The sequence below is a fragment of the Antribacter gilvus genome, from assembly GCF_003946865.1.
Taxonomy (GTDB): domain Bacteria; phylum Actinomycetota; class Actinomycetes; order Actinomycetales; family Cellulomonadaceae; genus Antribacter; species Antribacter gilvus.
This window is the reverse complement of the sequence record NZ_QXTH01000011.1, coordinates 63,329-84,915: the sequence shown is the minus strand read 5'-3', so window position 1 is coordinate 84,915 and position 21,587 is coordinate 63,329. Positions and strand designations below refer to the sequence as shown.

The 21,587-nt window shown below is 73.7% G+C and carries 21 protein-coding genes; 12 read left to right on the top strand and 9 right to left on the bottom strand.

Annotation, left to right across the window (positions count from 1 at the left end):
• Nucleotides 1-73 precede the first annotated feature (73 nt).
• The 6 genes from D1350_RS18400 to D1350_RS18375 all read right to left on the bottom strand — a co-directional run bounded on the left by D1350_RS18400 (nucleotide 74) and on the right by D1350_RS18375 (nucleotide 5,337).
• Nucleotides 74-709 carry an NADPH-dependent F420 reductase gene (locus D1350_RS18400; protein ID WP_125777504.1) on the bottom strand — a complete coding sequence of 212 codons (636 nt, stop codon included), beginning with the start codon at nucleotides 707-709 and terminating at the stop codon, nucleotides 74-76.
• Between the two features lie 43 nt (nucleotides 710-752).
• Nucleotides 753-1,307: an NUDIX domain-containing protein gene (locus D1350_RS18395; RefSeq protein ID WP_125777503.1), complete on the bottom strand. Its 555-nt coding sequence runs from the start codon at nucleotides 1,305-1,307 to the stop codon at nucleotides 753-755.
• A gap of 10 nt (nucleotides 1,308-1,317) precedes the next feature.
• Complete coding sequence (locus D1350_RS18390) at nucleotides 1,318-2,031, bottom strand: 4'-phosphopantetheinyl transferase family protein (protein ID WP_125777502.1); 714 nt, start codon at nucleotides 2,029-2,031, stop codon at nucleotides 1,318-1,320.
• Nucleotides 2,028-3,416, bottom strand: coding sequence for a condensation domain-containing protein (locus D1350_RS18385; RefSeq protein WP_125777501.1), 1,389 nt, complete (start codon nucleotides 3,414-3,416; stop codon nucleotides 2,028-2,030). Before D1350_RS18385 ends, D1350_RS18390 begins: the two co-directional genes overlap by 4 nt.
• 186 nt (nucleotides 3,417-3,602) lie before the next feature.
• The gene (locus D1350_RS18380) at nucleotides 3,603-4,385 is read right to left on the bottom strand and encodes a fumarylacetoacetate hydrolase family protein (protein ID WP_125777500.1); all 783 of its coding nucleotides are present in this window, start codon (nucleotides 4,383-4,385) and stop codon (nucleotides 3,603-3,605) included.
• A 19-nt stretch (nucleotides 4,386-4,404) separates the two neighbouring features.
• Entirely contained in the window at nucleotides 4,405-5,337 is a 933-nt protein-coding gene (locus tag D1350_RS18375; RefSeq protein ID WP_240644195.1) for a class I SAM-dependent methyltransferase, read from the bottom strand.
• An 89-nt stretch (nucleotides 5,338-5,426) separates the two neighbouring features.
• Here D1350_RS18375 and D1350_RS18370 point away from each other — a divergent pair, with 89 nt between their 5' ends.
• Nucleotides 5,427-6,650, top strand: a complete 1,224-nt coding sequence (locus D1350_RS18370; protein ID WP_240644194.1) for a heparan-alpha-glucosaminide N-acetyltransferase domain-containing protein — start codon at nucleotides 5,427-5,429, stop codon at nucleotides 6,648-6,650.
• Here the strand turns inward: D1350_RS18370 and D1350_RS18365 are convergent.
• Nucleotides 6,628-7,485 (bottom strand): PhzF family phenazine biosynthesis protein, encoded by an 858-nt coding sequence (locus tag D1350_RS18365; RefSeq protein WP_125777498.1) that lies wholly within the window; start codon nucleotides 7,483-7,485, stop codon nucleotides 6,628-6,630. The genes D1350_RS18370 and D1350_RS18365 overlap by 23 nt on opposite strands.
• 314 nt (nucleotides 7,486-7,799) lie before the next feature.
• Here D1350_RS18365 and D1350_RS24190 point away from each other — a divergent pair, with 314 nt between their 5' ends.
• From D1350_RS24190 to D1350_RS18325, 8 genes are all read left to right on the top strand, one after another.
• Nucleotides 7,800-8,420, top strand: a complete 621-nt coding sequence (locus tag D1350_RS24190) for a CGNR zinc finger domain-containing protein (protein WP_206074598.1) — start codon at nucleotides 7,800-7,802, stop codon at nucleotides 8,418-8,420.
• 55 nt (nucleotides 8,421-8,475) lie between these two features.
• Nucleotides 8,476-9,441: an aldo/keto reductase gene (locus D1350_RS18355; protein WP_125777497.1), complete on the top strand. Its 966-nt coding sequence runs from the start codon at nucleotides 8,476-8,478 to the stop codon at nucleotides 9,439-9,441.
• A gap of 23 nt (nucleotides 9,442-9,464) precedes the next feature.
• A complete protein-coding gene (locus D1350_RS18350; protein ID WP_125777496.1) occupies nucleotides 9,465-10,349 on the top strand; it encodes an alpha/beta hydrolase family protein in 885 nt (294 codons plus the stop codon).
• A gap of 73 nt (nucleotides 10,350-10,422) precedes the next feature.
• Nucleotides 10,423-11,358, top strand: coding sequence for a 3-methyladenine DNA glycosylase (locus D1350_RS18345; RefSeq protein WP_420807820.1), 936 nt, complete (start codon nucleotides 10,423-10,425; stop codon nucleotides 11,356-11,358).
• 195 nt (nucleotides 11,359-11,553) lie between these two features.
• Nucleotides 11,554-12,309 (top strand): lytic polysaccharide monooxygenase, encoded by a 756-nt coding sequence (locus D1350_RS24770; RefSeq protein ID WP_125777495.1) that lies wholly within the window; start codon nucleotides 11,554-11,556, stop codon nucleotides 12,307-12,309.
• A 194-nt stretch (nucleotides 12,310-12,503) separates the two neighbouring features.
• Nucleotides 12,504-13,283 (top strand): lytic polysaccharide monooxygenase, encoded by a 780-nt coding sequence (locus D1350_RS18335; RefSeq protein ID WP_125777494.1) that lies wholly within the window; start codon nucleotides 12,504-12,506, stop codon nucleotides 13,281-13,283.
• Between the two features lie 163 nt (nucleotides 13,284-13,446).
• Nucleotides 13,447-14,274 (top strand): aminoglycoside 3'-phosphotransferase, encoded by an 828-nt coding sequence (locus D1350_RS18330; protein WP_240644193.1) that lies wholly within the window; start codon nucleotides 13,447-13,449, stop codon nucleotides 14,272-14,274.
• Nucleotides 14,275-14,286: 12 nt separating this feature from the next.
• Nucleotides 14,287-15,123: an aminoglycoside 3'-phosphotransferase gene (locus D1350_RS18325; protein WP_125777493.1), complete on the top strand. Its 837-nt coding sequence runs from the start codon at nucleotides 14,287-14,289 to the stop codon at nucleotides 15,121-15,123.
• Nucleotides 15,124-15,145: 22 nt separating this feature from the next.
• On the opposite strand, the gene D1350_RS18320 is transcribed toward D1350_RS18325, so the two are convergent.
• Entirely contained in the window at nucleotides 15,146-15,679 is a 534-nt protein-coding gene (locus D1350_RS18320) for a CGNR zinc finger domain-containing protein (protein WP_125777492.1), read from the bottom strand.
• A 38-nt stretch (nucleotides 15,680-15,717) separates the two neighbouring features.
• Between D1350_RS18320 and D1350_RS18315 the strand changes: the two genes are divergently transcribed.
• The 3 genes from D1350_RS18315 (at nucleotide 15,718) to D1350_RS18305 (ending at nucleotide 20,818) form a co-directional block, all read left to right on the top strand.
• Complete coding sequence (locus D1350_RS18315; RefSeq protein ID WP_125777491.1) at nucleotides 15,718-16,722, top strand: EamA family transporter; 1,005 nt, start codon at nucleotides 15,718-15,720, stop codon at nucleotides 16,720-16,722.
• Between the two features lie 66 nt (nucleotides 16,723-16,788).
• On the top strand, nucleotides 16,789-19,461 hold the full coding sequence (locus tag D1350_RS18310) for a DEAD/DEAH box helicase (protein WP_240644192.1): 2,673 nt from the start codon (nucleotides 16,789-16,791) through the stop codon (nucleotides 19,459-19,461).
• 115 nt (nucleotides 19,462-19,576) lie between these two features.
• Entirely contained in the window at nucleotides 19,577-20,818 is a 1,242-nt protein-coding gene (locus D1350_RS18305) for an SGNH/GDSL hydrolase family protein (protein WP_206074597.1), read from the top strand.
• Nucleotides 20,819-20,821: 3 nt separating this feature from the next.
• Here D1350_RS18305 and D1350_RS18300 read toward each other — a convergent pair whose 3' ends face one another.
• The gene (locus tag D1350_RS18300; RefSeq protein WP_125777489.1) at nucleotides 20,822-21,568 is read right to left on the bottom strand and encodes a sulfite exporter TauE/SafE family protein; all 747 of its coding nucleotides are present in this window, start codon (nucleotides 21,566-21,568) and stop codon (nucleotides 20,822-20,824) included.
• Nucleotides 21,569-21,587 lie beyond the last annotated feature (19 nt).

Genomic DNA, 21,587 nt, shown 5'->3' with positions numbered 1-21,587 from the left:
ACAGCTACCTGGTCGGCCGGGCTAGCGGAACAACTACCTGGTCGCGACGCCTGCCGTGCCGAAGAACCACAGCTCAGGCCGCCGCCTCGGCCCCCACCATCGCACCGAGGTCGTCCGCCGTCAGGTACGTTCCGAACACCGGTCCGCCCGCCTCGAGCACCCTGCCGGTCCGCAGCGGACCGAGGTCCACCGGGTCGAACCCGAGCGAGTCGACGAGCCGGGCGACGAGGGCGCCGGCAGCGGCGTCGTCGGTGGCCACGCCCACGGCTCGACGGCCCGCCGAACCCGCAGGCAGGGCGTCGGTCTCCACGTCGTGGTAGCCGAGGTGGTTGAGCGACTTGACCCAGCGGGCGCGCGGGTTGCGGGCGGCCACCACCTCCGTGGTCCCCGCCCCGGACAGCTCGGGCGCGGGCCCGTCCACGGGCTCCCAGTGGTTCATGAGATCCACGACGACCCGCCCGTCGAACAGCTCGTACGGCAGGTCCGCCGACCGGGAGAACGGCACGGCGAGCAGCAGCACGTCAGCCCAGGCGGCCACGGACGTGGCGTCGGACACGACGGCGCCGGGCGCCACCGACCCCACGATCAGGTCGAGAGTCAGCGCGTCCTGGCGCGGCGAACCCACCACGCGCACCTCGTGGCCGGCTTCCAGCGCGCGCCGCGCGATGGCCGTGCCGACCTTCCCCGCTCCGAACAGTCCGATCCTCACGGGCAGGTCCAACACCCGGGGGCCCGCCAGGCTTCCCGCAGGGTCAACCCGCCACGACCCCCAGCCGCGCCCGCGCCAGCTCCACCAGCTCCACGAGGTCGGGGTCCGGGTGGGGCAACGCGTCGGCGGGCCACCAGCGCACGTCCAGCGACTCGTCGCTCACCGCGTGCGACGCGCCCTCGGGCGCCACCGCGAGGAACCGCACGTCCAGGTGGTGCACCGTCCCGGTGGGCCCGCAGAACGGCACCTCGTGCTCGCTGAGCTGCACCGGGACGCCGTCGAGCACCAGGGACAGCCCCGACTCCTCTGCCGCCTCGCGCGCGGCCGCCCCGACGAGCGTCGCGTCGCCGTCCTCCGTGTGCCCGCCGAACTGGAACCAGCGCCGCGCCTTCGCGTGGTGCGTGAGGAGGACGCGGGAGCCGTCGTGCGAGAGCACGAGCGTCGACGCCGTCACGTGGTCAGGGACGCAGCCGCGGCGCAGCCCGTCGGGGTGGGCCTCCAGGTGCCGTACGTACCTGTCGCGCAGCCGCTCCTGCTCCTCGTGAGGAGGCGCCCACCGCCGGAGCACCTCCAGCGCGTCGTCCCGCAGCGAGACCATCACCACTCCTTCAGCTCGTGAACGGCACCATCGTCCCAGCCCCGAGCACGAGCGCGGTCCCGTCGCCGGTCCGGACGTCCAGCGCCGCGGCCGTCAGCACGGCCACGGCACCCACTCCCCCCGGCAGGTCCACATCGGCGAGGGCGACCGCCAGCCCCGGGTCCGGCCCATGGTGCACGACGGCGGCCCGCTCGCCGGGGGCGGTGACCCGCACCTCGGTCAACGGCACGGTCAGGCCGCGCCCGGTCGCCTTGAGCACGGCCTCCTTGCGCACCCAGGTGCGGAGGAGGCCGGCGTCGTCGGGCACCGGTTCGCCCGGGGCGAGCAGGAGCCCCGCGACGGCGGCCATGCCGGTGCGGTCGGCGGGCTCCGCGTCGACGCCCACGGGCAGGTCGCACGCCGCGACGACGACCAGCCCGGCGCAGTGGCTCACCGACAACAGCGGCGCGCCCTGGACGAACGGCGCCCCGTGCGGACCACCGCACCCGGGGCAGCGGCGCACCACCTCCACCTCGCCGGGCGGCACCCCGAGCGCCCGGCCGGCCACCGCCCGCACGAGCAGCGAGGCGACGACCGACAGCCGCCGGTCCTCGGTGCGACGGAACCTGTCGGCCCGTGCCCGCTCCGCAGGGCCGAGCAGGTGCTCGGGCAGCGGCCCGAGCCCGGCGACCGGGACGGTGAGAACGTCGACGCGCACCACGCCGGCGGTCCGGAGCCCGCTCACGCCGCGGCCCTGCGCGTCGCGGCCGCCGTCCGGCCGAGCCGGGAGACGCGCGCCGTCGGCGCTGCCGCCCCGGCGAGCGCCACGCCGACGACCTCGTCGAGAAAGCGTGCGGCGTCGTCGGCGGTGAAGCGCTCGAGCGCGAACTCCGCAGCGACCCGCGGGCGGGCGGGGTTGTCCTGGTCCCAGAACAGGGTGAGGTCCGCCTTGGCGCCGCCGCTGGCCAGCTCGCGGACGAAGGACCAGGTCACGTTCCCGGCGGTGACCGGGGGCACGCCGCGCTGCATCGAGACGGTGAGGAACGGCACCCGGGGCGCCCCCGCCGGAAGGTCCAGGCCCGCAAGGCGCAGCAGGTCGCCCCAGGGCAGCGTGCCGGTCTCCGCGTCGCGGTCCGTCTCGTCGGCGACCCGGAGCACCAGGTCGCCGAACTCCGGGTCGCCGTCCAGGCGCACGCGGGCGAGCCCGCTGCGCATCATCGGACCGATCACCCGCTCGACGTCCGCATGGCCCCTGGTGCTCGTCGGGGCGCACAGGACGACGTCGGTGCGGCCCGTCTCCCGCGCGACACGGACTGCGGACGCCGCCAGAACCAGGGCGTCAGGGGTGGTACCGGTGGACGCGACGAACGTCCGGAGCTCCGCCAGCTCGTCCGGCGCCAGCGCGCGCTCGACGAGGTCGCCGTCCCAGCGGCCGGCCCCCGCGGCCGCTGCCTGCCCGCCCGGAACCTGCTGGTCCCTGGGCACGCCGGCGAGGCGCTCGGCCCAGTAGGCCTCGCGTGTGGCGGCGTTCCGGTCGTCGTCGTCGGCCAGCCAGCGCGCCGCGTCGTCGAACGTGATCCTCGGCGCCGGAGGGAGCGCCGCCCGCCCGACGAGCGCTGCGTACACCGCGGCGAGGTCGCGCAGGAACGGGCCGGTGGACAGCCCGTCGAACGCGGCGTGGTGCACGTGCACCAGCAGGGTGTTCCGGTCCCCCACCTCGCGGAGCAGCAGGGCACGCAGCAGCGGACCGCTCCCAGCAGGCAGCGGCGCGCGGGCCTCGGCGCGCAGGAGGTCCCCGCGGCGGGCAGCGGCCGCCTCAGGAGGCAGGGCGCCCAGGTCGTGCACGGTCAGCGGGACGGTTGCGGCGGGCGGGCGCACCACCGTCTCGCGGTCGACCAGGACCGTGCGGAGCACCGGGTGGCGCACGACCATCTGGTCGAGGGCCCGCTGGAGCACGCCCGGAAGGACCCGGCCCTCGACGGTGACCTCGAGCGGCACGGCCCACTGGGCCGACCGCGGGCCGGTGAGCTGCTCGCCCACCAAGACCTCGTGCTGCGTGCGGGTGGGGCGCGCCGGTTCGTCGCTGTGCACGAGCGGCACCGAGTCGGCTGAGAAGTCTGACAGCGGCATGTGATCTCCCCCGGGAAGCCGGACCGCCCCTCGGTCCGGCGTCGACTCATCTCAATGAGCACCGACCCGGCGGTGAGATACGTGCGCGCGGCAACCACAAAAATCTCACCCTGGGCCGGAGCGACCGTAGACGCTCCTGCCCAGGGGCGATATGGGGAGATGTACCCGGTGTGTCGGGCTGTGGGGTCAGTCCCGGCGCACCACGGGGTTGACCAGGGTGCCGAGGCCCTCGACCTCGCACTCGACGCGGTCCCCGGCGTCGATCCGGCCCACGCCTGCGGGCGTGCCCGTGAGGATCACGTCGCCCGGGAGGAGCGTCATCGCCTCCGAGATGTACGACACCAGGAACGGCACGTCGAACACCATGTCGGCCGTGCGACCGTCCTGGCGGGGCTCGCCGTTCACGCGGGACCGCACGGCGACGTCCTCGACGTTGAGCTCCGTGTCGATCCAGGGGCCGAGCGGGCACGACGTGTCGAAGCCCTTGGCCCGGGCCCACTGGCCGTCGGTGCGCTGGGCGTCCCGCGCCGTGACGTCGTTCGCCACGGTGTACCCGAGGATGTAGTTCCGCGCGTTCTCGGGCCGCACGTCCTTGCAGACCCGGCTGATGACGACGGCCAGCTCGGCCTCGTACGAGACCTCCTGCGTGAAGTCGGGCAGGACGATGGGGTCGTCCGGGCCGACCACCGAGGTGTTGGGCTTGAAGAAGAGCAGCGGGCTGGCCGGCACCTCGCCACCCATCTCGGCGGCGTGGTCGGCGTAGTTCTTCCCGACCGCCACGATCTTCGAGCGCGGGATGACGGGCGCGAGCAGCCGCACGCCGTCGCCCAGCTCGACCCGCTCGCCCGTCGGCAGGGCCGGCATGTAGAGCGGGTCTCCGCCCAGGACCGCCAGGAAGGTCTTGTCGCCCTCCTGCTGGACCAGGGCGTAACGGGGGTCGTCTCCGGTAGTGAATCTCGCGATGCGCACGGCCCCAGATTACGTGCGACTACGCGCGGGCGAGCACCTCACCGTTGAGGATGCCGAACCACCCGTCCGGCGCGGCGGCCCAGTCGAGCCACCCCTGCGCGAGCTGCTCCAGGGCCACGTCGTCCGCGAGCGCCGACTCCTTCGCCTGGGTCGCGAAGTTCGAGGACGTGCAGCGCTCGGCCCACAGCCCGCCCCACCAGGCGCGGTCGTCGGGCGTGGCGTAGCACCAGACGCTGGCCGTGGGGGCGATCGAGGAGGGGTCGAAGCCCGCCTCGCGCACCCAGGAGAAGAGGCGGCGGCCGGCGTCGGGCTCGAAGCCGTACGTGTGCGTGACCTCGTGGTACAGCGTGTTCCACTCGGTGAGCTCGGCGACCTCGGGGTACCACGCCATGGCGGCGTAGTCGGCGTCGCGGACGGCCACGAGGCCGCCGGGCCGGGCGACCCGCTTCATCTCGCGCAGGGCGGCCACCGGGTCGGACAGGTGCTGCAGCAGCTGGTGCGCGTACACGACGTCGAACGAGTCGTCCTCGAACGGGAGCTCGTAGGCGTTCGCCTGCTCGAACCGCACGTTCGCCTCGGTCTGGCCCGCGGTGCGCGCGGCAGCGTGCTCGGCGGCATGCTCGCGCGCCGCCTCGAGAACCTTGTCCGAGGCGTCCACGCCGACGACGCTGCCCTGGCTGAGGCGCTCCGCGAGGTCGACCGTCACCGTGCCCGGACCGCACCCCACGTCGAGCAGGGTCATGTCGGGCCGCAGGTGCGGCAGGAGGAACGCCGCGGAGTTCGCCGCGGTACGACGCCGGTGGGACCGCAGCACGGACTCGTGGTGGCCGTGCGTGTACGACTCCGACTCCTTGGTGAGGTCGGTGCCGTGCGACCCGCTGGGGGCGTCGACCGCATCCACGGGGTCGGCTCCGGCGGGCGTCATGGGCTCGGTGCTGGCACTGCCTGTCATGAGCGCACCTTATGCGCGCTCGCGGCAACAACACACCCGGGTTCTCACCCATCGGGACAAGACGCCGTGAGCACGGAAGGATGCGGGCCATGCCTCAGTCGTTCCTCGCGCGCGCAGGCGACCGTCTCACCGGCGGCCCTGGCCGGGTCCCCGGCGTCGACGTCGCCCGCGGCATCGCCGTGCTCGGCATGTTCACGGCGCACGTCGGAGTCACGTCCGACGATCTCGGCACGCTGTCCGGCTGGCTGTCCGTCGCGCACGGCCGCTCCTCGATCCTGTTCGCCACGGTGGCCGGCCTGTCGCTCGCGCTGGTGACCGGCCGTGACCGGCCCCTCGACGGCCACGCGCTCGCCACCGCCCGCTCGCGGCTCCTGGTGCGGGCGGCGCTGCTCCTCGCTCTCGTCGCCGCGCTGGACCTGCTCGGTACCCGCGTCTACCTGATCCTCGGCTTCTACGCGGCCTACTTCGTGCTCGCGCTGCCGTTCCTCCGATGGCCCCCGCGCCGCCTGCTGGTCCTGGCGCTCTCGGTCGCCCTCGTCGGCCCCGTGATCGTGTACTACGGACCCGAGCTGCTGACCCGGCTCGGGCTGCGGCTGCCGCACGACGGCTCGGGCGCCGTCACCGACTTCCTCCTGACGGGCCACTACCCCGCGCTCGTCTGGATGGCGTTCGTCCTGGCGGGCATGGCGGTGGGCAGGTCCGACCTACGGTCCGCCGCCGTGCGCACCTGGCTGGTGGTGGGCGGCTTCGGGATGACGGTCGTCGCGGGCGTGGTGTCCGCCGTGATGGTCGCCGCGTCCGGCGGCCGCGCCGCGGTCGAGGCGGACCTCGCACGGACGTCGAGCGAGGCGAGCGGCCTCAACCTTGCCCTGGACGGCGCCTGGCCCACCCCCGCGTTCCTCTGGCTCGGGGGCCCCCACGACGACACCACTCTCGAGGCCCTCGGGTCCGGCGGCTTCGCGCTCGGCGTGATCGGGCTCTGCCTGTTCGTCGGCCGGATCGGCTCCCGGGTCCTGGCACCGCTCGCCGCCGTCGGCGCCCTCGCGCTCACCGTCTACTCCGCGCAGATCGTGGCCATCTGGTACTGGACCGCGTTCCACTTCGACCTGCTCCAGCCGGAGACCAACGTGCCGCTCGCCGTGGTGACCGTGCTGAGCCTCGTCGCCGCGACCGCGTGGCGGGCCCTCCTCGGGCGCGGGCCGCTCGAGAGGCTGTTCGCCCGCGTCGCCACCCGGACCTTCCCCGGCCCCGACCGAGAGCCGGACCACGACCGCGCCCGCGAGCCGGAACCTACAGGGTCACCTCGCCCCTGATCGTCGTCACCGTGCCGCCCGCGACCCACACCGTCCCCTCGGCGTCCCGCTCCACGTGCACCCGCCCGCGCCGGCCCAGCACCGTGCCCTGCGCCGCCACGTACCGCTCCGGCAGCACCCCGCCGGCGAGCCACTGACCGAGGCTCGCGTTCAGGCTGCCCGTCACCGGGTCCTCACTGACACCCAGCGCCGGGACGAACGCCCGCACCTCGACGTCGGCGCCGAGGCGCTCGCGGTCCGCTGCCGGGTGCTCACCGACCACGCCGATCTTCAGGTCGCCGAACGCCGCGAGGTCGGGCTCGAGCGCCAGCACGGCGGCCGCGTCCCGGAGCCGGAGGCCCAGCCAGCCGGGCCCGTTGTCGACCCAGGCGGCGTCGAGCACGTCCGCGGTGTCGAGCCGGAGCACGCGGGTGGCACGCTCGAGGACGTCCGGCTCCAGCGGTCCCGACCGCACCAGGGGCGGGGCGGCGAAGGCGAGCCGCGAGCCGCCGTCGGGCAGCGTGACGGGCCGCACCCGGACCAGGCCCGCGCCGCACTCCTGCACCACCGCCTCGCCGGCGGGCGTGCCGCCCGCCTCGAGCCAGGCGTGGGCACTGCCGAGCGTGGGGTGGCCGGCGAACGGCAGCTCACCGCCGGGGGTCCAGATCCGGAGGCGGTAGTCGGCCGCAGGGTCCGCCGGCGCCAGCAGGAACGTGGTCTCCGACAGGTTGGTCCAGCGCGCGAAGGCGGCCATCTGCTCGTCGGTGATGCCGTCCGCGTCGTGCACCACGGCGACGGGGTTGCCCGAGGTGCTGGTGCCGGAGAAGACGTCGACCTGGCTGAACGGGAGAGGCATGTGGCCCACATTAAGGTCGTGGCCTGCGTTTCGACCCCACCGCCCGAGCCGGCCGCCACGTCGGACGACGGCGCTTCCACCGGGGGCGCTCCCCCTCGGTCGTCGGAGCTCCGGGGAGTGCGCTGAACATCCCACATCCCGCATAGCGCTGCGGGTCGCCGGCGCGTACCCGCACCATCATCGCCGCTACCAGTCCGATATCCATGGGTCCGGCACCTTCCGCTCGGTGTTACCGTCTATCCATGCTTAGACGGTAACACCAGGGTGTGACACCCTACTAGGGTTTTACTGGTAACAATCGGCGGGAGGCGCAGATGGGTGAGGCAGAACGATGGCCTCGGACGGTGGGCGGTCACGTGGCGCTCGACTTCGTCAACACCGACGTCGTCTCCCAGGGCGACCGCTCGACCGACGTGCTGCGTGCGACTGGAGAGTTCCTGGCCTGGTGCGGCCATGCCGGGGTCGTGTCGGTCGCGCCAGGACCGGCCCGTCTGTCCCGTGCGCAGGAGCGCACCTTCCTGACTCGGGCCGCGGAGCTGCGCGGCGCCGTCCGGTCGACCGTCGAGGCGGTCGCCGGGGAGAGGGACGCCGACCCTGCTGCGCTGACGGCGCTCTCGACGGCGGGCGCCGAGGCCGTCCAGCGCGCCGTGCCTGCGCTCGAGAACGGCCGGCTCGTGTGGGCGTGGGACCCCGGTACACCCGACGCCGCGCTGTGGGAGCTCGCCTCCGCTGCGGTCGACCTGCTCCGGGCGGGTCCGACCGGCCGCATCAAGGTGTGCCCGGGCTGCGGGTTCGTGTTTCTCGACTCGACCAAGAACGGCAGCCGGCGGTGGTGCTCGATGGACGACTGCGGCAAGCAGGAGAAGATGCGGCGCTACGTGGCCAAGCGGGCCCAGGACCGGACCGGTCAGGACAGGACCGGCCCGCGGCACTAGCTCGCGCTCGCGCTCGCCGGGCCGGCCGGCGTGGGCTCCACATTAAGGTCGTGGCATGAGTTCCGACACCACCGCCCCGCCCCTCCGCCGGCTGGGCCGCACCGGTCTGGCCGTGTCCGCGGTCGGCCTCGGCTGCAACAACCTCGGGCGGCCCGGCACCGCGACCGAGACCCGCGAGGGCACCACAGCGCTGATCGGCGCCGCCATCGACGCGGGCGTCACCTTCTTCGACACCGCCGACGTCTACGGCGGCCGCCCCGGCATGTCCGAGGAGCTTCTCGGCGACGCGCTGCAGGGCCGTCGCGACGACGTCGTCGTCGCGACGAAGTTCGGCAGCGACCTGCGGGGCACGAACGGGCAGGACTTCGGCGCCCGGGGCTCGAGGCGCTACGTCGTCCGGGCGGTGGAGGCGTCGCTGCGCCGCCTGCGGACCGACTGGATCGACCTGTACCAGTACCACTGGCCGGACAACGCGACGCCGCTCGAGGAGACGCTCTCCGCCCTCGACGACCTCGTCACCGCCGGGAAGGTGCGGTACGTGGGCCACTCGAACCTGCGGGGCTGGCAGGTCGCGGAGGCCGAGCACCTCGGCCGCGCGATCGGGACCCGGTTCGCGTCCGCGCAGAACGAGTACTCGCTGATCTCCCGCGGCATCGAGCAGGAGGTCCTCCCGGCCGCCGAGGCGTACGGGCTGGGCGTGCTGCCCTACTTCCCGCTCGCCAGCGGCCTCCTGACCGGCAAGTATGCCCACGGGGCGCCAGCCGGATCGCGCCTCGAGAACCGGCCCGACCGGCTCGAGGCGGCGCCGTGGGAGGCGCTCGCCCGCCTGCACGCGTTCTGCAAGGTGCGCGGCATCGAGGAGGTCGACGTCGCGTTCTCGTGGCTCCTCTCCCGGCCCGCCGTGGCGTCCGTCATCGCCGGCGCCACCACGCCCGAGCAGGTGCGCCGCAACGCCCGCGCCTGGTCGTGGACCCCCAGCGCGGAGGACCTCATCGAGCTCGACGAGATCTTCCCGGCCTGAACCGCGTGTGCAACGATCGGGTAATGCGCCCGATTCGTACCTTTGTGTTCGTCGCGGCTGTCACCCTCGCCCTCGCGGGCTGCTCCTCGGGCGAACCGACGGCGGAGCCGTCCGCACCGTCCGGGGAGAGCACCGGGGCGTCCGCGCCGTCGTCCGGGGCGAGCGATCTCCCGCCGGTGGACCTGCCCCCCGGCGACACCACCGTCGAGCTCGAGCACGACGGCGGCCCACGGTCCTACACGGTCCACGTGCCCGAGGGGCTCACGGACCCCGCCCCGCTGGTGCTCGTGCTCCACCACCTGACCGGGTCGTCGAGCCAGGCGCGCGCGTCGTACGGCTTCGACCCCGTGGCCGACGACGAAGGCTTCGTCGCGGTCTACCCCGACGGGCTCGGGAGCTCGTGGAACGCGGGCGGCTGCTGCGGGTACGCCGTGGACGAGCGGGCCGACGACGTCGGCTTCCTCACGACCGTGCTCGACCAGGTCGGCGCGAGCCTCGACGTCGACCCCGGACGCGTGTACGTGACCGGGTTCTCGAACGGCGCGATGATGTCGTACCGGCTCGCGTGCGAGACCGACCGGTTCGCGGCGCTCGCACCCGTCGCAGGCGCCCTGCTCGTCGCGTGCCCCGAACCCGTCCCGGCGTCGGTCCTGCGCGTCCACGGCCTCGACGACCGCGACGTCCCCTTCCGCGAGGAGGAGGCCCCGTGGCGCGAGGCGGGCGCCTGCGCGGACACCGTCCCCGTCGACGCCGTCCCGGTGCACGTCACGACGGCGGCCTGCGACGACGGGCGCGTGGTGGAGGTCGTGACGATCGACGGGACCGGGCACTGGTGGCCGGACGCCGACGACGGCTACGACACGGCGGCGGAGATCTGGGAGTTCTTCGAGGCGCACCCGCGGTCCTGAGGACGGCGGGACCCGGACGGCGGGACCGGCAAGGGCCGGCGGGTCCCGTCGCGCCACCACCTACCCTGGAGGGGTGACCACCACCCTGCCCGAGGCGACCGCGCGCCGTGCGCGCGTCGCCGCCCCGGGGATCGTGCAGCCGGAGGAATGGCTTCCCGCCGAGGCCGCGCACGCCTCCCGCGCCGACGCGCTCACCGCCGTGTGGCGCGCGTCCCGCGCCGCAGGCCGCGCCCACGCGATCGAGGACTTCCTCTTCACGTACTACCCCACCCGCCCGGCGCAGCTGGGCCGCTGGCACCCGGGCCCGGGCATCGCGCTGGCGGTGCCCGACGCCGCCGGTGAGCCCCCGGCGGGCGAGCGCGCCTCGTGGCGGTGGTACCGCGAGGCCGAGGGGACCGTCACCCTGGACGTGGCGGCGTTCCTGGCCGACCGGGGCGACACCGTCCGCCACGTGCGCTCGCTGCTGGGGGCGACCGCGTCGCGGCCGGGGACCTTCGGGTGCTTCGGGCTCCACGAGTGGGCGATGGTCTACCGCGACAAGGAGTCCGGCCGCGACCAGCGCCACCCGCTGCCGCTGCGGCTCGGGCACGCCGGGACGGACGCGGTGGTGGAGTCGCACCCGGTGCGCTGCTCGCACTTCGACGCGTTCCGCTTCTTCACGCCGCAGGCCACGGGGCTCAACCAGCTGCAGCCCACGCGGGAGACCCAGGTGGCGCTGGAGCAGCCCGGCTGCCTGCACGCCAACATGGACCTCCTGAAGTGGTGCCTCAAGCTGGGCCCCGCGGTACCGGGCGACCTGCTGCTCGACGCGTTCGAGCTCGCGCGCGACATCCGGTACACGGACATGGCGGCGTCGCCGTACGACGTGTCGCCGTACGGGGTCGAGGCTGTCGCGATCGAGACCACCGAGGGCAAGGCGGAGTACGTGCGCCGCCAGCGCGGGTTCGCCGCCCGGGCCGGTGACCTCCGCGAGCGCCTGCTCACCGTGTGCGAGTCGCTGCTGCGCTGAGCGGCGCCGCGGCCGCCTTGCCGCGCCGCGGCCGCTGAGCCGCGTCACAGCCAGCCCCGTGACACTCCCACGCCTCCCAGGAGTACGAGTTTGCCCTCATTGTTACCGTCGCGTCGTTATCTTACCGTCAAAGGTGCACATTCTGGACGGGGAACCATCCCCGTTCGACCAAGCCCCGATAAAGAGGTGAGCACCATGACCATCACCCTGCAAGGTCGGCTCGGACGGATCCTGCTCGCAGCCCTCGCGGTCGTCGGCCTGACGATCGCCGGGCTCGTGGCGACCCCCGCGGAGCTGACGCCCAGCGCCCAGGGACACGGCTGGATCACGTCGCCCCCCAGCCGCCAGGACCACTGCGCCAAGCGCACGGTCAGCTGGGGCTGCAACGGCATCGAGTACGAGCCCCAGAGCGTCGAGTCCGCCAAGGGCTCCATGCTCTGCTCGGGCGGCACCCGGTTCACCACGCTGGACAACAGCTCGCTGGCCTGGCCCCGCACCACGGTCGGGAGCACCACCACGTTCACGTGGACGCTGACCGCACGGCACCGCACCGCCACGTGGGAGTACTTCGTGGACGGTCGCCTGTTCCGCACGTTCAACGACAACGGCGCCCAGCCGGGGGCCACGGTCAGCCACACGCTCAGCGGCCTGCCGAGCGGCAGCCACACGATCCTCGCCCGGTGGAACGTGTACGACACGAACAACGCCTTCTACGCGTGCACCGACGTGAACGTCGGCGGCGGTGGCGGCACCACCCCGACCCCGCCCCCGACGTCGCCGCCGCCCAGCGGCTCCTGCGACCTGCCGGCGTGGAGCGCCACGACGGCCTACACGGGCGGCGCCCAGGTGTCGTACCAGCGCCGCGAGTACCAGGCCAAGTGGTGGACCCTGGCGGAGATCCCGTCCCAGAGCGGCCAGTGGGGAGTCTGGAGCGACCTCGGCGCCTGTTAGCCGCCACGCCTCCCCGAGTTGTCAGAAGCTCCCCGGTGCATTCACCGGGGAGCTTCTGACAACCTGGGGGCGGGCACCTCACCGGGACGGTCTACGCAGCCTCCCGTATACGCGGTCACCCTAATTGTCAGGTCCGCGAACAATTCCTAGCGTGAGGCCCGCAACAGCACGACCCCCGAGACACGAGGTGAAACATGAGCTCCACCCTGAGCAGACGGCTCCCCCGCGGCCTCTACGCAGCCATCGCCACGCTCGCCCTGGCGGTCACCGCCCTCGTCGCCACCCCCGCGGCACTGACGCCGCAGGCCGAGGCACACGGCTGGGTCAGCTACCCGCCGAGCCGCCAGGACCACTGCGCCAAGCGCACGGTCAGCTGGGGCTGTGACGGCATCGAGTACGAGCCCCAGAGCGTCGAGTCCGCCAAGGGCTCCATGCTCTGCTCGGGCGGTACCCGGTACACCACGCTGGACAACAGCTCGCTCGCGTGGCCCCGCACCACGATCGGCAGCACCACCACGTTCACGTGGACCATCAAGGCCAACCACCGCACGTCCACGTGGGAGTACTTCGTGGACGGCCGGCTCTTCAAGACCGTCAACGACAACGGCGCCCAGCCCGGCTCCACGGTGAACCACACGCTGACCGGCCTCCCGAGCGGGAACCACACCATCCTCGCCCGCTGGAACGTGTACGACACCGTCAACGCGTTCTACGCCTGCTCCGACGTCACCGTGGGCAGCGGCGGTACCAACCCCACGCCGACCCCCACCCCCACCCCCACGCCGACGCCGACCCCCACGACCCCGCCCGTCGGCTCCTGCACCGCCCCGGCCTGGAGCGCCACGACGACGTACACCGCCGGCCACGTGGTGACCTACCAGAGCCGCCAGTACCGTGCCCAGTGGTGGACCCTCGCCGAGATCCCGTCGCAGAGCGGGCAGTACGGCGTGTGGCAGGACCAGGGCGCCTGCTAGGCACCCAGCAGTGCGCGTGGCGCGGGCCAGGACGGCGATCCCGTGACCTGGGCCGCGCCCGTCGTACCGAGTAAGGAGGCGCGCGCCGCGTCCGGCGCCAGGTCTGTGACCTGGTATCACGGACGCGGTGTGCGCCTCCGGCGCGTCATGGAACGATGTCGGCGTGTCGCGAGCGCTCGTCGGTATCCGTCCGACGCCCGTCGACGTCCCGCCGGACGTCCGGGCCCTCGCCGGATGGGCCGTGGTGACGCCGGTCTGGCGCAACGAAATGGGTGGCCTCACGTTCCGCCTCGACGAGCCGGGCAGCAGCTCCCGGCGCCCGGCCCGGTACCTCAAGTGGGTCCCGCACGGGACGGCCTGCCCGCACCCGCTCGACGAGGCCCGTCGCCTCGAGTGGGCGCGGCGCCACGCCGTCGTGCCCCGCGTCCTGGACGTCGGCACGAGCCGGTCCGCCGGGTGGATCGTCACGGAGGCGATCGAGGCGACGTCGGCCATCGAGGCCCGCTGGGTCGCCGAGCGCGAGCACGCCGCCCGGGTGATCGGCGTGGGGCTGCGCCTGCTGCACGACGCCCTGCCGGTGGGCACGTGCCCCTACACCTGGTCCGCCGGTGACCGGCTCGCGTCGCTCCCGCCGCACCTGCCGCGTCCGCTCCGCGCGCTGCTGCAGGCAGTCCCGGACGTCGACCGTCTCGTCGTGTGCCACGGCGACCCGTGCGTGCCCAACACCCTCCTGGCCGACGACGGCACGTTCGCCGGCCACGTCGACCTCGGCGAGCTGGGCGTGGCCGACCGCTGGGCCGACCTCGCCGTCGCCACCCGCAGCGTCACCCGCCGGTACGGACCAGGCCTCGAGCCGGTGGTCCTCGACGCGTACGGCGTCGCGCCCGACCCGGAGAGGAGCGCCTATTACCGCAGGCTGTGGGACGCCGTCGAGAACCACCGGCTGCGCGGCGCCGACCGAAAGCGCTTCCGGCGCCCGGCGCCCGCGTGACACCATCGCCGCATGTCGCAGATCATCTCGCAGATCCCGGTGGGGCCCGTCGCAGTCCCCGCCTCGGTCGCCGCCCTCGCCGACGGCGCGGAGATCACCCCGGTCTGGAACAACGAGGTGGGCGGCCGCACCTTCCGCCTGGACCCCCTGGTGCCCGACGGCGGTGCGGCGCTCGCCCCGGGCGCTGGCGTCCGGTTCGTGAAGTGGTCGCCCCGCAGCGCGGGCATCGACCTGCGCGAGGAGGCCGCCCGGCTCGCGTGGGCGGAGGGCCGCACGCCCGTGCCGCGGGTGCTGGACGCGGGCGAGGACCACGAGGCCCAGTGGATGGTGACGGCCGCGCTCGACGGGAGCTCCGCCGTCGTGCCGCGGTGGCGGGCCGAGCCCGGGACCGCGGCGCGGGCGATCGGGGTGGGCCTGCGGGCTCTGCACGACACGCTGCCCGTCGCGGACTGCCCCTTCACCTGGTCGGTGGAGGACCGGCTGGCCCGGGCCGACGCCCGGCTCGCCGCGGGCGAGGGCCAGGAGACGTGGCAGCCCGGGCACCAGCACCTCGACCCGGTCGAGGCCCGCGCCCGGCTGGCGGACGCGCCCGCTGCGGACCGGCTCGTCGTGTGCCACGGCGACGCCTGCGCGCCCAACACGCTCGTCGGCGACGACGGCTCCTGGACGGCGCACGTCGACCTCGGCCGGCTCGGCGTCGCCGACCCGTGGGCCGACCTGGCGGTCGCCACGTGGAGCACGCAGTGGAACTACGGCCCGGGTTTCGAGGACGTCCTTCTCGACGCCTACGGGATCGACCGGGACGACGAGAAGATCGCCTACTACCGCCTGCTGTGGGACCTGTCCTGACGCCTCAGGCCCGCCTGACGCCTCACGCCCGGCGGCGCGCCCGGTAGGCCGCCGCCGCGTTGCGGTTGGTGCACGCGACCGAGCAGAACCGGCGTGACCGGTTCCGCGAGAGGTCGAGGACCAGCCCCTCGCAGTCCTCGTCGGCGCACACCGACAGCCGGGAGGACTCGCCCTCCCGGAGGACGTCGATCATCGCCATGGCCGACTCGACGGCGATCCGGGTGGCCCAGGGGGCGTCCTCCGACACCGCGTGGACGTGCCAGCCGGAGGCGTCGTGCCGCACCAGCCGGGGGACCGCCCGGGCTTCGGCCAGCATCTCGTTGACCAGGTCGGCCGTCGCCTCCGGGCCGGCCGTGAGCAGCGCGCGCAGGCGGGGGCGGAGCGCTCGCACCTGGTCGAGCTCGGCGACGGTCCGGTCGTGCCGGCCCGTGTACTCGTACGTCACGAAGAAGGCGTCGAGCTCGGCCACCGTGGTCAGCGTCTCGGGCGGCTGGGCAGAGTTCACGAGCGCCACCGCGGCCAGGAGCGACATCTCGGTGTCATGAGCAAATACCACGTTGACACATTACCCCTTGCTCCGTACCGTCATGTGTCATGAGCGCCGTGACTCCTGACACCTCCCCCGGAACGGGCCCGGGCACCACCCTGGCCGCGCGTCTCGGGAACCGCCGCCTCGTCACGGGGCTCGCTTTCGCCCTGACCTCGGCCGTGGCGTTCAGCCTGTCCGGCACGCTGGCCAGCGGCCTGTTCGCCACCGGCTGGAGCCCCGGCGCGGTGGTCCTGGTGCGCGTGGCGGTCGGCACCCTCGTGGTGCTGCCCGCGGGCCTCATCGCCCTGCGGGGCCGCTGGGGCGCCGTGCGACGCAACGTCGGGCTGATCGTCGCCTACGGGACGCTCGCCGTCGCCGGGGCCCAGTTCTGCTACTTCTCCGCCGTGCAGCACATGCAGGTGGGGCCCGCGCTGCTCATCGAGTACACGGCCCCGGCCGCCGTCGTCGTCTGGTTCTGGCTACGCCACGGCCAGCGTCCCGGACCCGTGACCCTCGCCGGCGCGGGGCTCGCCGCGCTCGGTCTGGTGCTCGTGCTGGACCTGCTCTCGGGCGCGCAGCTGAGCCCGGTCGGCGTCGCGTGGTCGCTCGGCGCGATGGTGGGCGCCGCCACCTACTTCGTCATCAACGGCGACGAGACCACGGGCCTGCCGCCGCTCGTGCTCGCCGCGGGCGGGCTCGTGGTCGGCACCCTGGTGCTGGGCCTGCTCGGGCTCGCCGGGCTCATGCCGCTCACCGCGTCCGCCGCCACGCCGGTCTACGCGGGCACGTCGGTGCCGTGGTGGCTGCCGCTCGCCGGGCTCGGCGTGGTGACCGCGGGCATCGCCTACGTGACCGGGATCGCCGCGGGGCGGCGGCTCGGCTCGCGCCTGTCGTCCTTCGTGTCGCTGCTCGAGGTGGTGGCGGCGATCGGGTTCGCCTGGCTCCTGCTCGGCCAGCTCCCCCGCCCGGTCCAGCTCGTCGGCGGCCTGCTCATCCTGGCCGGCGTGGTGGTCGTCCGCCTCGGCGAGGAGCGGATCGCCCGGCCCGAGCCCGTGGCCGAGGTGGGCTGAGCGCACCGCCCGGCCCACCGGCGTCGGGCGCCCTGCGGCTCGGCGCCTGCCACAATGGGGCCCACGATGACGACCACGAGCGACGCGCCCACCACGCCCCGGCCCGCAGGCACCCTGATCCCGTACCTCCCGGCCCCCACGGGCAAGGACCCCGACCCGGACGTGCTGTTCGAGAGCTTCTCGCAGTGGGCGTCCGCAGGCGGGCGAGAGCTGTACCCGCACCAGAGCGAGGCGCTCATCGAGCTCGTGTCGGGCTCCCACGTGGTCCTCGCGACCCCCACCGGGTCCGGCAAGTCGATGGTGGCGATGGGCGCGCAGTTCGCGGGCCTGGCCGCCTACCGCAGCGGGCGCGGCGGCCGCACGTACTACACGGCCCCGCTCAAGGCCCTCGTCAGCGAGAAGTTCTTCGACCTCGTCGCCGCCTTCGGGTCCAAGAACGTGGGCATGATGACCGGCGACTCCGCGGTCAACCCGGACGCCCCGATCATCTGCTGCACGGCGGAGATCCTCGCGAACCTCGCCCTGCGCCGTGGTGACGACCGGGCCGCCGCCGACGAGGACGCCATCACCCAGGTGGTGATGGACGAGTTCCACTTCTACGGGGACTCGCAGCGCGGGTGGGCGTGGCAGGTGCCGCTGCTGGAGCTGCCGCGCACGCAGTTCCTGCTCATGTCGGCGACGCTGGGCGACACCACGCGCCTCGTCGAGGACCTCGAGTCCCGCTCGGGCCGCCCCGTGGCCGAGGTCACCAGCGCGGAGCGCCCGGTGCCGCTGACCTTCTCGTACGTGGTGGAGCCGCTGGTGGACGTCATCGACGAGCTCGTCACCACCCACCGCGCCCCCGTCTACGTGGTGCACTTCACGCAGAAGGACGCCGTCGAGCGGGCGCAGGCGATGCTGTCGACGAACATCGCCTCCCGGGCCGAGAAGGACGCCATCGCGGCCGAGATCGGCGACTTCCGGTTCGGCACCGGCTTCGGCAAGACGCTGAGCAAGTTCCTGCGGCACGGCGTGGGCGTCCACCACGCGGGAATGCTGCCCAAGTACCGCCGCCTCGTCGAGCGCCTCACGCAGCAGGGCATGCTCAAGGTCGTCTGCGGCACGGACACGCTCGGCGTGGGCATCAACGTGCCCATCCGCACCGTGCTGCTCACCAGCCTCGTGAAGTTCGACGGCGAGCGCATGCGCCACCTCACCGCGCGCGAGTTCCACCAGATCGCCGGGCGGGCGGGCCGCGCGGGGTTCGACACCCTGGGCGAGGTGCTCGTCATGGCGCCCGACCACGTGATCGAGAACCGCAAGTCCCTCCAGAAGGCGGGCGACGACCCGAAGAAGCTCAAGAAGATCGTGCGGAAGAAGGCGCCGCCCGGGGCCGTCAACTGGACCGACTCCACCTTCGAGCGCCTGCGCGACGCCGACCCCGAGCCGCTGACCAGCAACTTCCGGGTCACCCACGCCATGGTGCTCAACGTCCTCGCCCGCCACACCGGCGACCCCGTCGACGCGATGCGCCACCTGCTCACGGCCAACCACGACTCCGACGCCCGCCAGGCCGAGCACGTACGCCAGGCCTTCCGGATCTACCGGTCCCTGCGGGTCTCCGGCGTCGTCGAGAAGGTCCGGGTGCCCGACGCGGCCCGGCCGGGCGGGTGGCGCCCGTCCGCCCGACTCACCGTCGACCTGCCGCGCGACTTCGCGCTCAACCAGCCGCTCTCCCCGTTCGCGCTCGCCGCCATGGACCTGCTCGACGTCGAGAGCCCCACGCACGCCCTCGACGTGGTCAGCATCATCGAGGCCACGCTCGACGACCCGCGCCAGGTCCTCATGGGCCAGCAGAACAAGGCCCGCGGCGAGGCCGTGGCCGCGATGAAGGCCGAGGGGCTCGAGTACGAGGAGCGCATGGCGCTCCTCGAGGAGGTCACCTGGCCCAAGCCGCTGGCCGACCTGCTGGAGTCCGCCTTCATCACGTACCGGCGGGCCAACCCCTGGGTCGCCGACGCCGAGCTCTCCCCCAAGTCCGTGGTGCGCGACATGGTGGAGCACGCCATGACGTTCACCGAGGTGGTCTCGGTCTACGGGCTCGAGCGCACCGAGGGTGTGGTCCTCCGCTACCTCGCCGACGCCTACCGCGCCCTGCGCCAGGTGGTGCCCGACGACCACCGCACCGAGGAGGTCCAGGAGATCGTCGAGTGGCTCGGCGAGCTCGTGCGCGGCACCGACTCCTCGCTCCTCGACGAGTGGGAGCGCCTCGCCAACCCCGTGGACGACGACGCCGACACGATCGTCACCGGCCCCCTCGCCGAGGCCGGGGCCGAGGCGCCCGCGCGGCCCGTCACCGGCAACCCCCGCGCGTTCCGGCGGCTGGTACGCAACGCGATGTTCCGCCGCGTGGAGCTCGCGGCGCGGGAGGCATACCCGGCGCTCGCCGCGCTCGACGCCACGGACGGCTGGGACGCGGACGCCTGGGGCGAGGCCCTGGACCCGTTGTTCGAGGCCCAGGGCGACGACTCGATCGGGTTCGGCGCCCCCGCGCGCTCGTCGGCCCTCCTCACGATCCTCGAGCCGGGCGCCGAGCTGCCGCAGGGCGGGCGCGTCGAGCCGGGCACGTGGTGGGTCCGCCAGGTGTTCGACGACGCGGACGGCGACCACGACTGGGCCATCACGGCGCTGGTCGACCTCGCCGCGAGCGACGAGGCAGGCGCCGTCGTGCTGACCATCGTCGATGTGGGCCAGATCTAAGTCTTTGCCCGATATTTACCTCGTGGAGGATATCTACTAACCTCAAGTCAGTAGCGTCCTTGAGCGACCCCGGTCAACGGTGCCCGGGGCAGGCCGCTGGATGACAGGAGACGTCATGCGAATCGTCCGTTCCTCTGCGCTGGTGATGGGCCTGGTAGCCCTGCTCGTGCCCCTCGCTCCAGCGGCCCCGGCAGCAGCCGACGGCCCAGGCTCCGGGTCCCCGTGGGTGGTCACCCTCGGGGACTCGTACATCTCCGGCGAGGCCGGCCGGTGGGCGGGCAGCTCCAACGCGTCGTCCAGCCGCGCCGACGCGCTGGGCCCCACGGCCTACTTCGACAACGCGAGCCGCACCGCCGAGACCATCCCGGGCTGCCACCGGGCAGCGTCCGCCGAGGCCTACATCGGCGGTGGCGTCAGCGGGCACAACCTCGCCTGCTCGGGCGCCACGACCGCCACGACGTCCGGCGACCTGTTCAAGCCGGGCATCGACTTCTACGCCAGCGGGGCCAACAAGGGCCAGGCGCTGATGCTCCAGGAGTTCGCGGCCACCCACAACGTGAAGATGGTCGCGCTGTCGATCGGCGGCAACGACTTCAAGTTCGCGAGCATCGTCCAGGCCTGCGTGGTCAACTTCCTGACGTCGCCCACCTGGTGGAAGAACTACTGCAACGACGACTCGTCGGTGCGGGCCAGCTTCACCAGCACGAACGTCGCAGCGGTCCGCGCCCGGGTCACCGCCGCGATCCGCAACGTCGACACCGCCATGCGCAACGCCGGGTACACCAGCTCCCAGTGGACGCTCGTGGTCCAGAACTACCCGTCCCCCGTCCCCCACGGCTCGGGCTTCCGGTACTCCGAGTCCGGGTACACCCGGCAGTCCACCGGCGGGTGCGGGTTCTGGAACCGGGACGCCGACTGGGCCAACTCCACGGCCCTGCCGACGATCAACGGGGCGCTGCTGGGCGCCGCCGCCGACTCCGGCCTCACCAACGTGCGCACGCTCGACATGACGCACGCGTTCGACGGGCGCCGGCTGTGCGAGAACGGCGTGGGCCTGTACGAGGAGGTCGGCCTCGCGAACTGGCAGGCTGCCGGGGCCCAGGACCGCACGGAGTGGATCAACCAGATCCGGACCGTGTCGACGGTCGGGGGGCCGTACTCCGTCCAGGAGTCGCTGCACCCGAACTACTGGGGCCAGCTGGCGATGCGCAACTGCCTCCGCCAGGTCTGGAACAACGGGGTGCCGCGCAGCGGGTCCTGCTCCGTCGCGGGCCTCGGCGCGACGAGCCTCACGCCGACCGGTGAGCCGGCGATGATCCTCGGCGCGCTCGACACGTCGGTGCTGCCGGCCGGCTGACGGTCAGCCCGCGAGGCCACGCACCAGCGTCGCGACCCCGCCTGCATAGGCGAGGACGACCAGGACGCGGCGCGTGGCCTCCCGGGAGACCCGCGGCGCCAGCACCTCGCCGAGACCGATGCCCGCCACGGCGGCCGCCGCCACGGCCACCCAGCCCCACGGTGACATCGCGGGGAGGCTGGCGTCGGTGAAGATCAGCTTCGCCGTGAGAGCCGCCGCCGCGTTGGTGAGGAAGAACGGCTGGGCGGTTGCGGCGAAGGCACGCGGGTCCCAGCGGTCCAGCACCGAGTACACCGCCAGCGGCGGCCCCCCGATCCCGGCGGCGACGCTCCCGAACCCGCTCGCCGCGCCGGTGACGAGCAGCGGCCAGCGCGCACCGGGCGCGAACCGCCGGCGGGCACCGGCAAGGCGCGACGTGACCAGGGCGAGCGTCATCGCGAGGATCACCACCGCCCCCACCGTCACCTCGAGGGTCGCTGAGCCGGCCCCGCGGAGGAGGAGCGCGGCGGGCACCATCACGACGAGGGAGGCCGCGGCGAGGAAGGCGTAGCGCCGCCAGTCCACCCCCCGCGACACGCGCCCGAGGATCACCAGCGCGCTGCCCGCACCCAGGAGGTTGACCATCAGCACGCCCTCGAGCGGGCCGAGGATGAGGACGATGAACGGCCCGGCCACCAGCCCGAAGCCCATCCCGGTCACCCGCTGGAGGGCCCCGCCGAGGATGATGGCGAGGACGAGGAGGGCGAGCACGCCTTCACAGTACGTGAGC

Coding starts and splice junctions, on each gene's coding strand:
- D1350_RS18395 (WP_125777503.1), bottom strand. CDS start 1,307: ATGGTCTCGCTGCGGGACGACGCGCTGGAGGTGCTCCGGCGGTGGGCG.
- D1350_RS18385 (WP_125777501.1), bottom strand. CDS start 3,416: ATGCCGCTGTCAGACTTCTCAGCCGACTCGGTGCCGCTCGTGCACAGC.
- D1350_RS18375 (WP_240644195.1), bottom strand. CDS start 5,337: ATGACAGGCAGTGCCAGCACCGAGCCCATGACGCCCGCCGGAGCCGAC.
- D1350_RS18370 (WP_240644194.1), top strand. CDS start 5,427: ATGCCTCAGTCGTTCCTCGCGCGCGCAGGCGACCGTCTCACCGGCGGC.
- D1350_RS18365 (WP_125777498.1), bottom strand. CDS start 7,485: ATGCCTCTCCCGTTCAGCCAGGTCGACGTCTTCTCCGGCACCAGCACC.
- D1350_RS24190 (WP_206074598.1), top strand. CDS start 7,800: ATGGGTGAGGCAGAACGATGGCCTCGGACGGTGGGCGGTCACGTGGCG.
- D1350_RS18355 (WP_125777497.1), top strand. CDS start 8,476: ATGAGTTCCGACACCACCGCCCCGCCCCTCCGCCGGCTGGGCCGCACC.
- D1350_RS18350 (WP_125777496.1), top strand. CDS start 9,465: ATGCGCCCGATTCGTACCTTTGTGTTCGTCGCGGCTGTCACCCTCGCC.
- D1350_RS24770 (WP_125777495.1), top strand. CDS start 11,554: ATGACCATCACCCTGCAAGGTCGGCTCGGACGGATCCTGCTCGCAGCC.
- D1350_RS18335 (WP_125777494.1), top strand. CDS start 12,504: ATGAGCTCCACCCTGAGCAGACGGCTCCCCCGCGGCCTCTACGCAGCC.
- D1350_RS18325 (WP_125777493.1), top strand. CDS start 14,287: ATGTCGCAGATCATCTCGCAGATCCCGGTGGGGCCCGTCGCAGTCCCC.
- D1350_RS18315 (WP_125777491.1), top strand. CDS start 15,718: ATGAGCGCCGTGACTCCTGACACCTCCCCCGGAACGGGCCCGGGCACC.
- D1350_RS18310 (WP_240644192.1), top strand. CDS start 16,789: ATGACGACCACGAGCGACGCGCCCACCACGCCCCGGCCCGCAGGCACC.
- D1350_RS18305 (WP_206074597.1), top strand. CDS start 19,577: ATGCGAATCGTCCGTTCCTCTGCGCTGGTGATGGGCCTGGTAGCCCTG.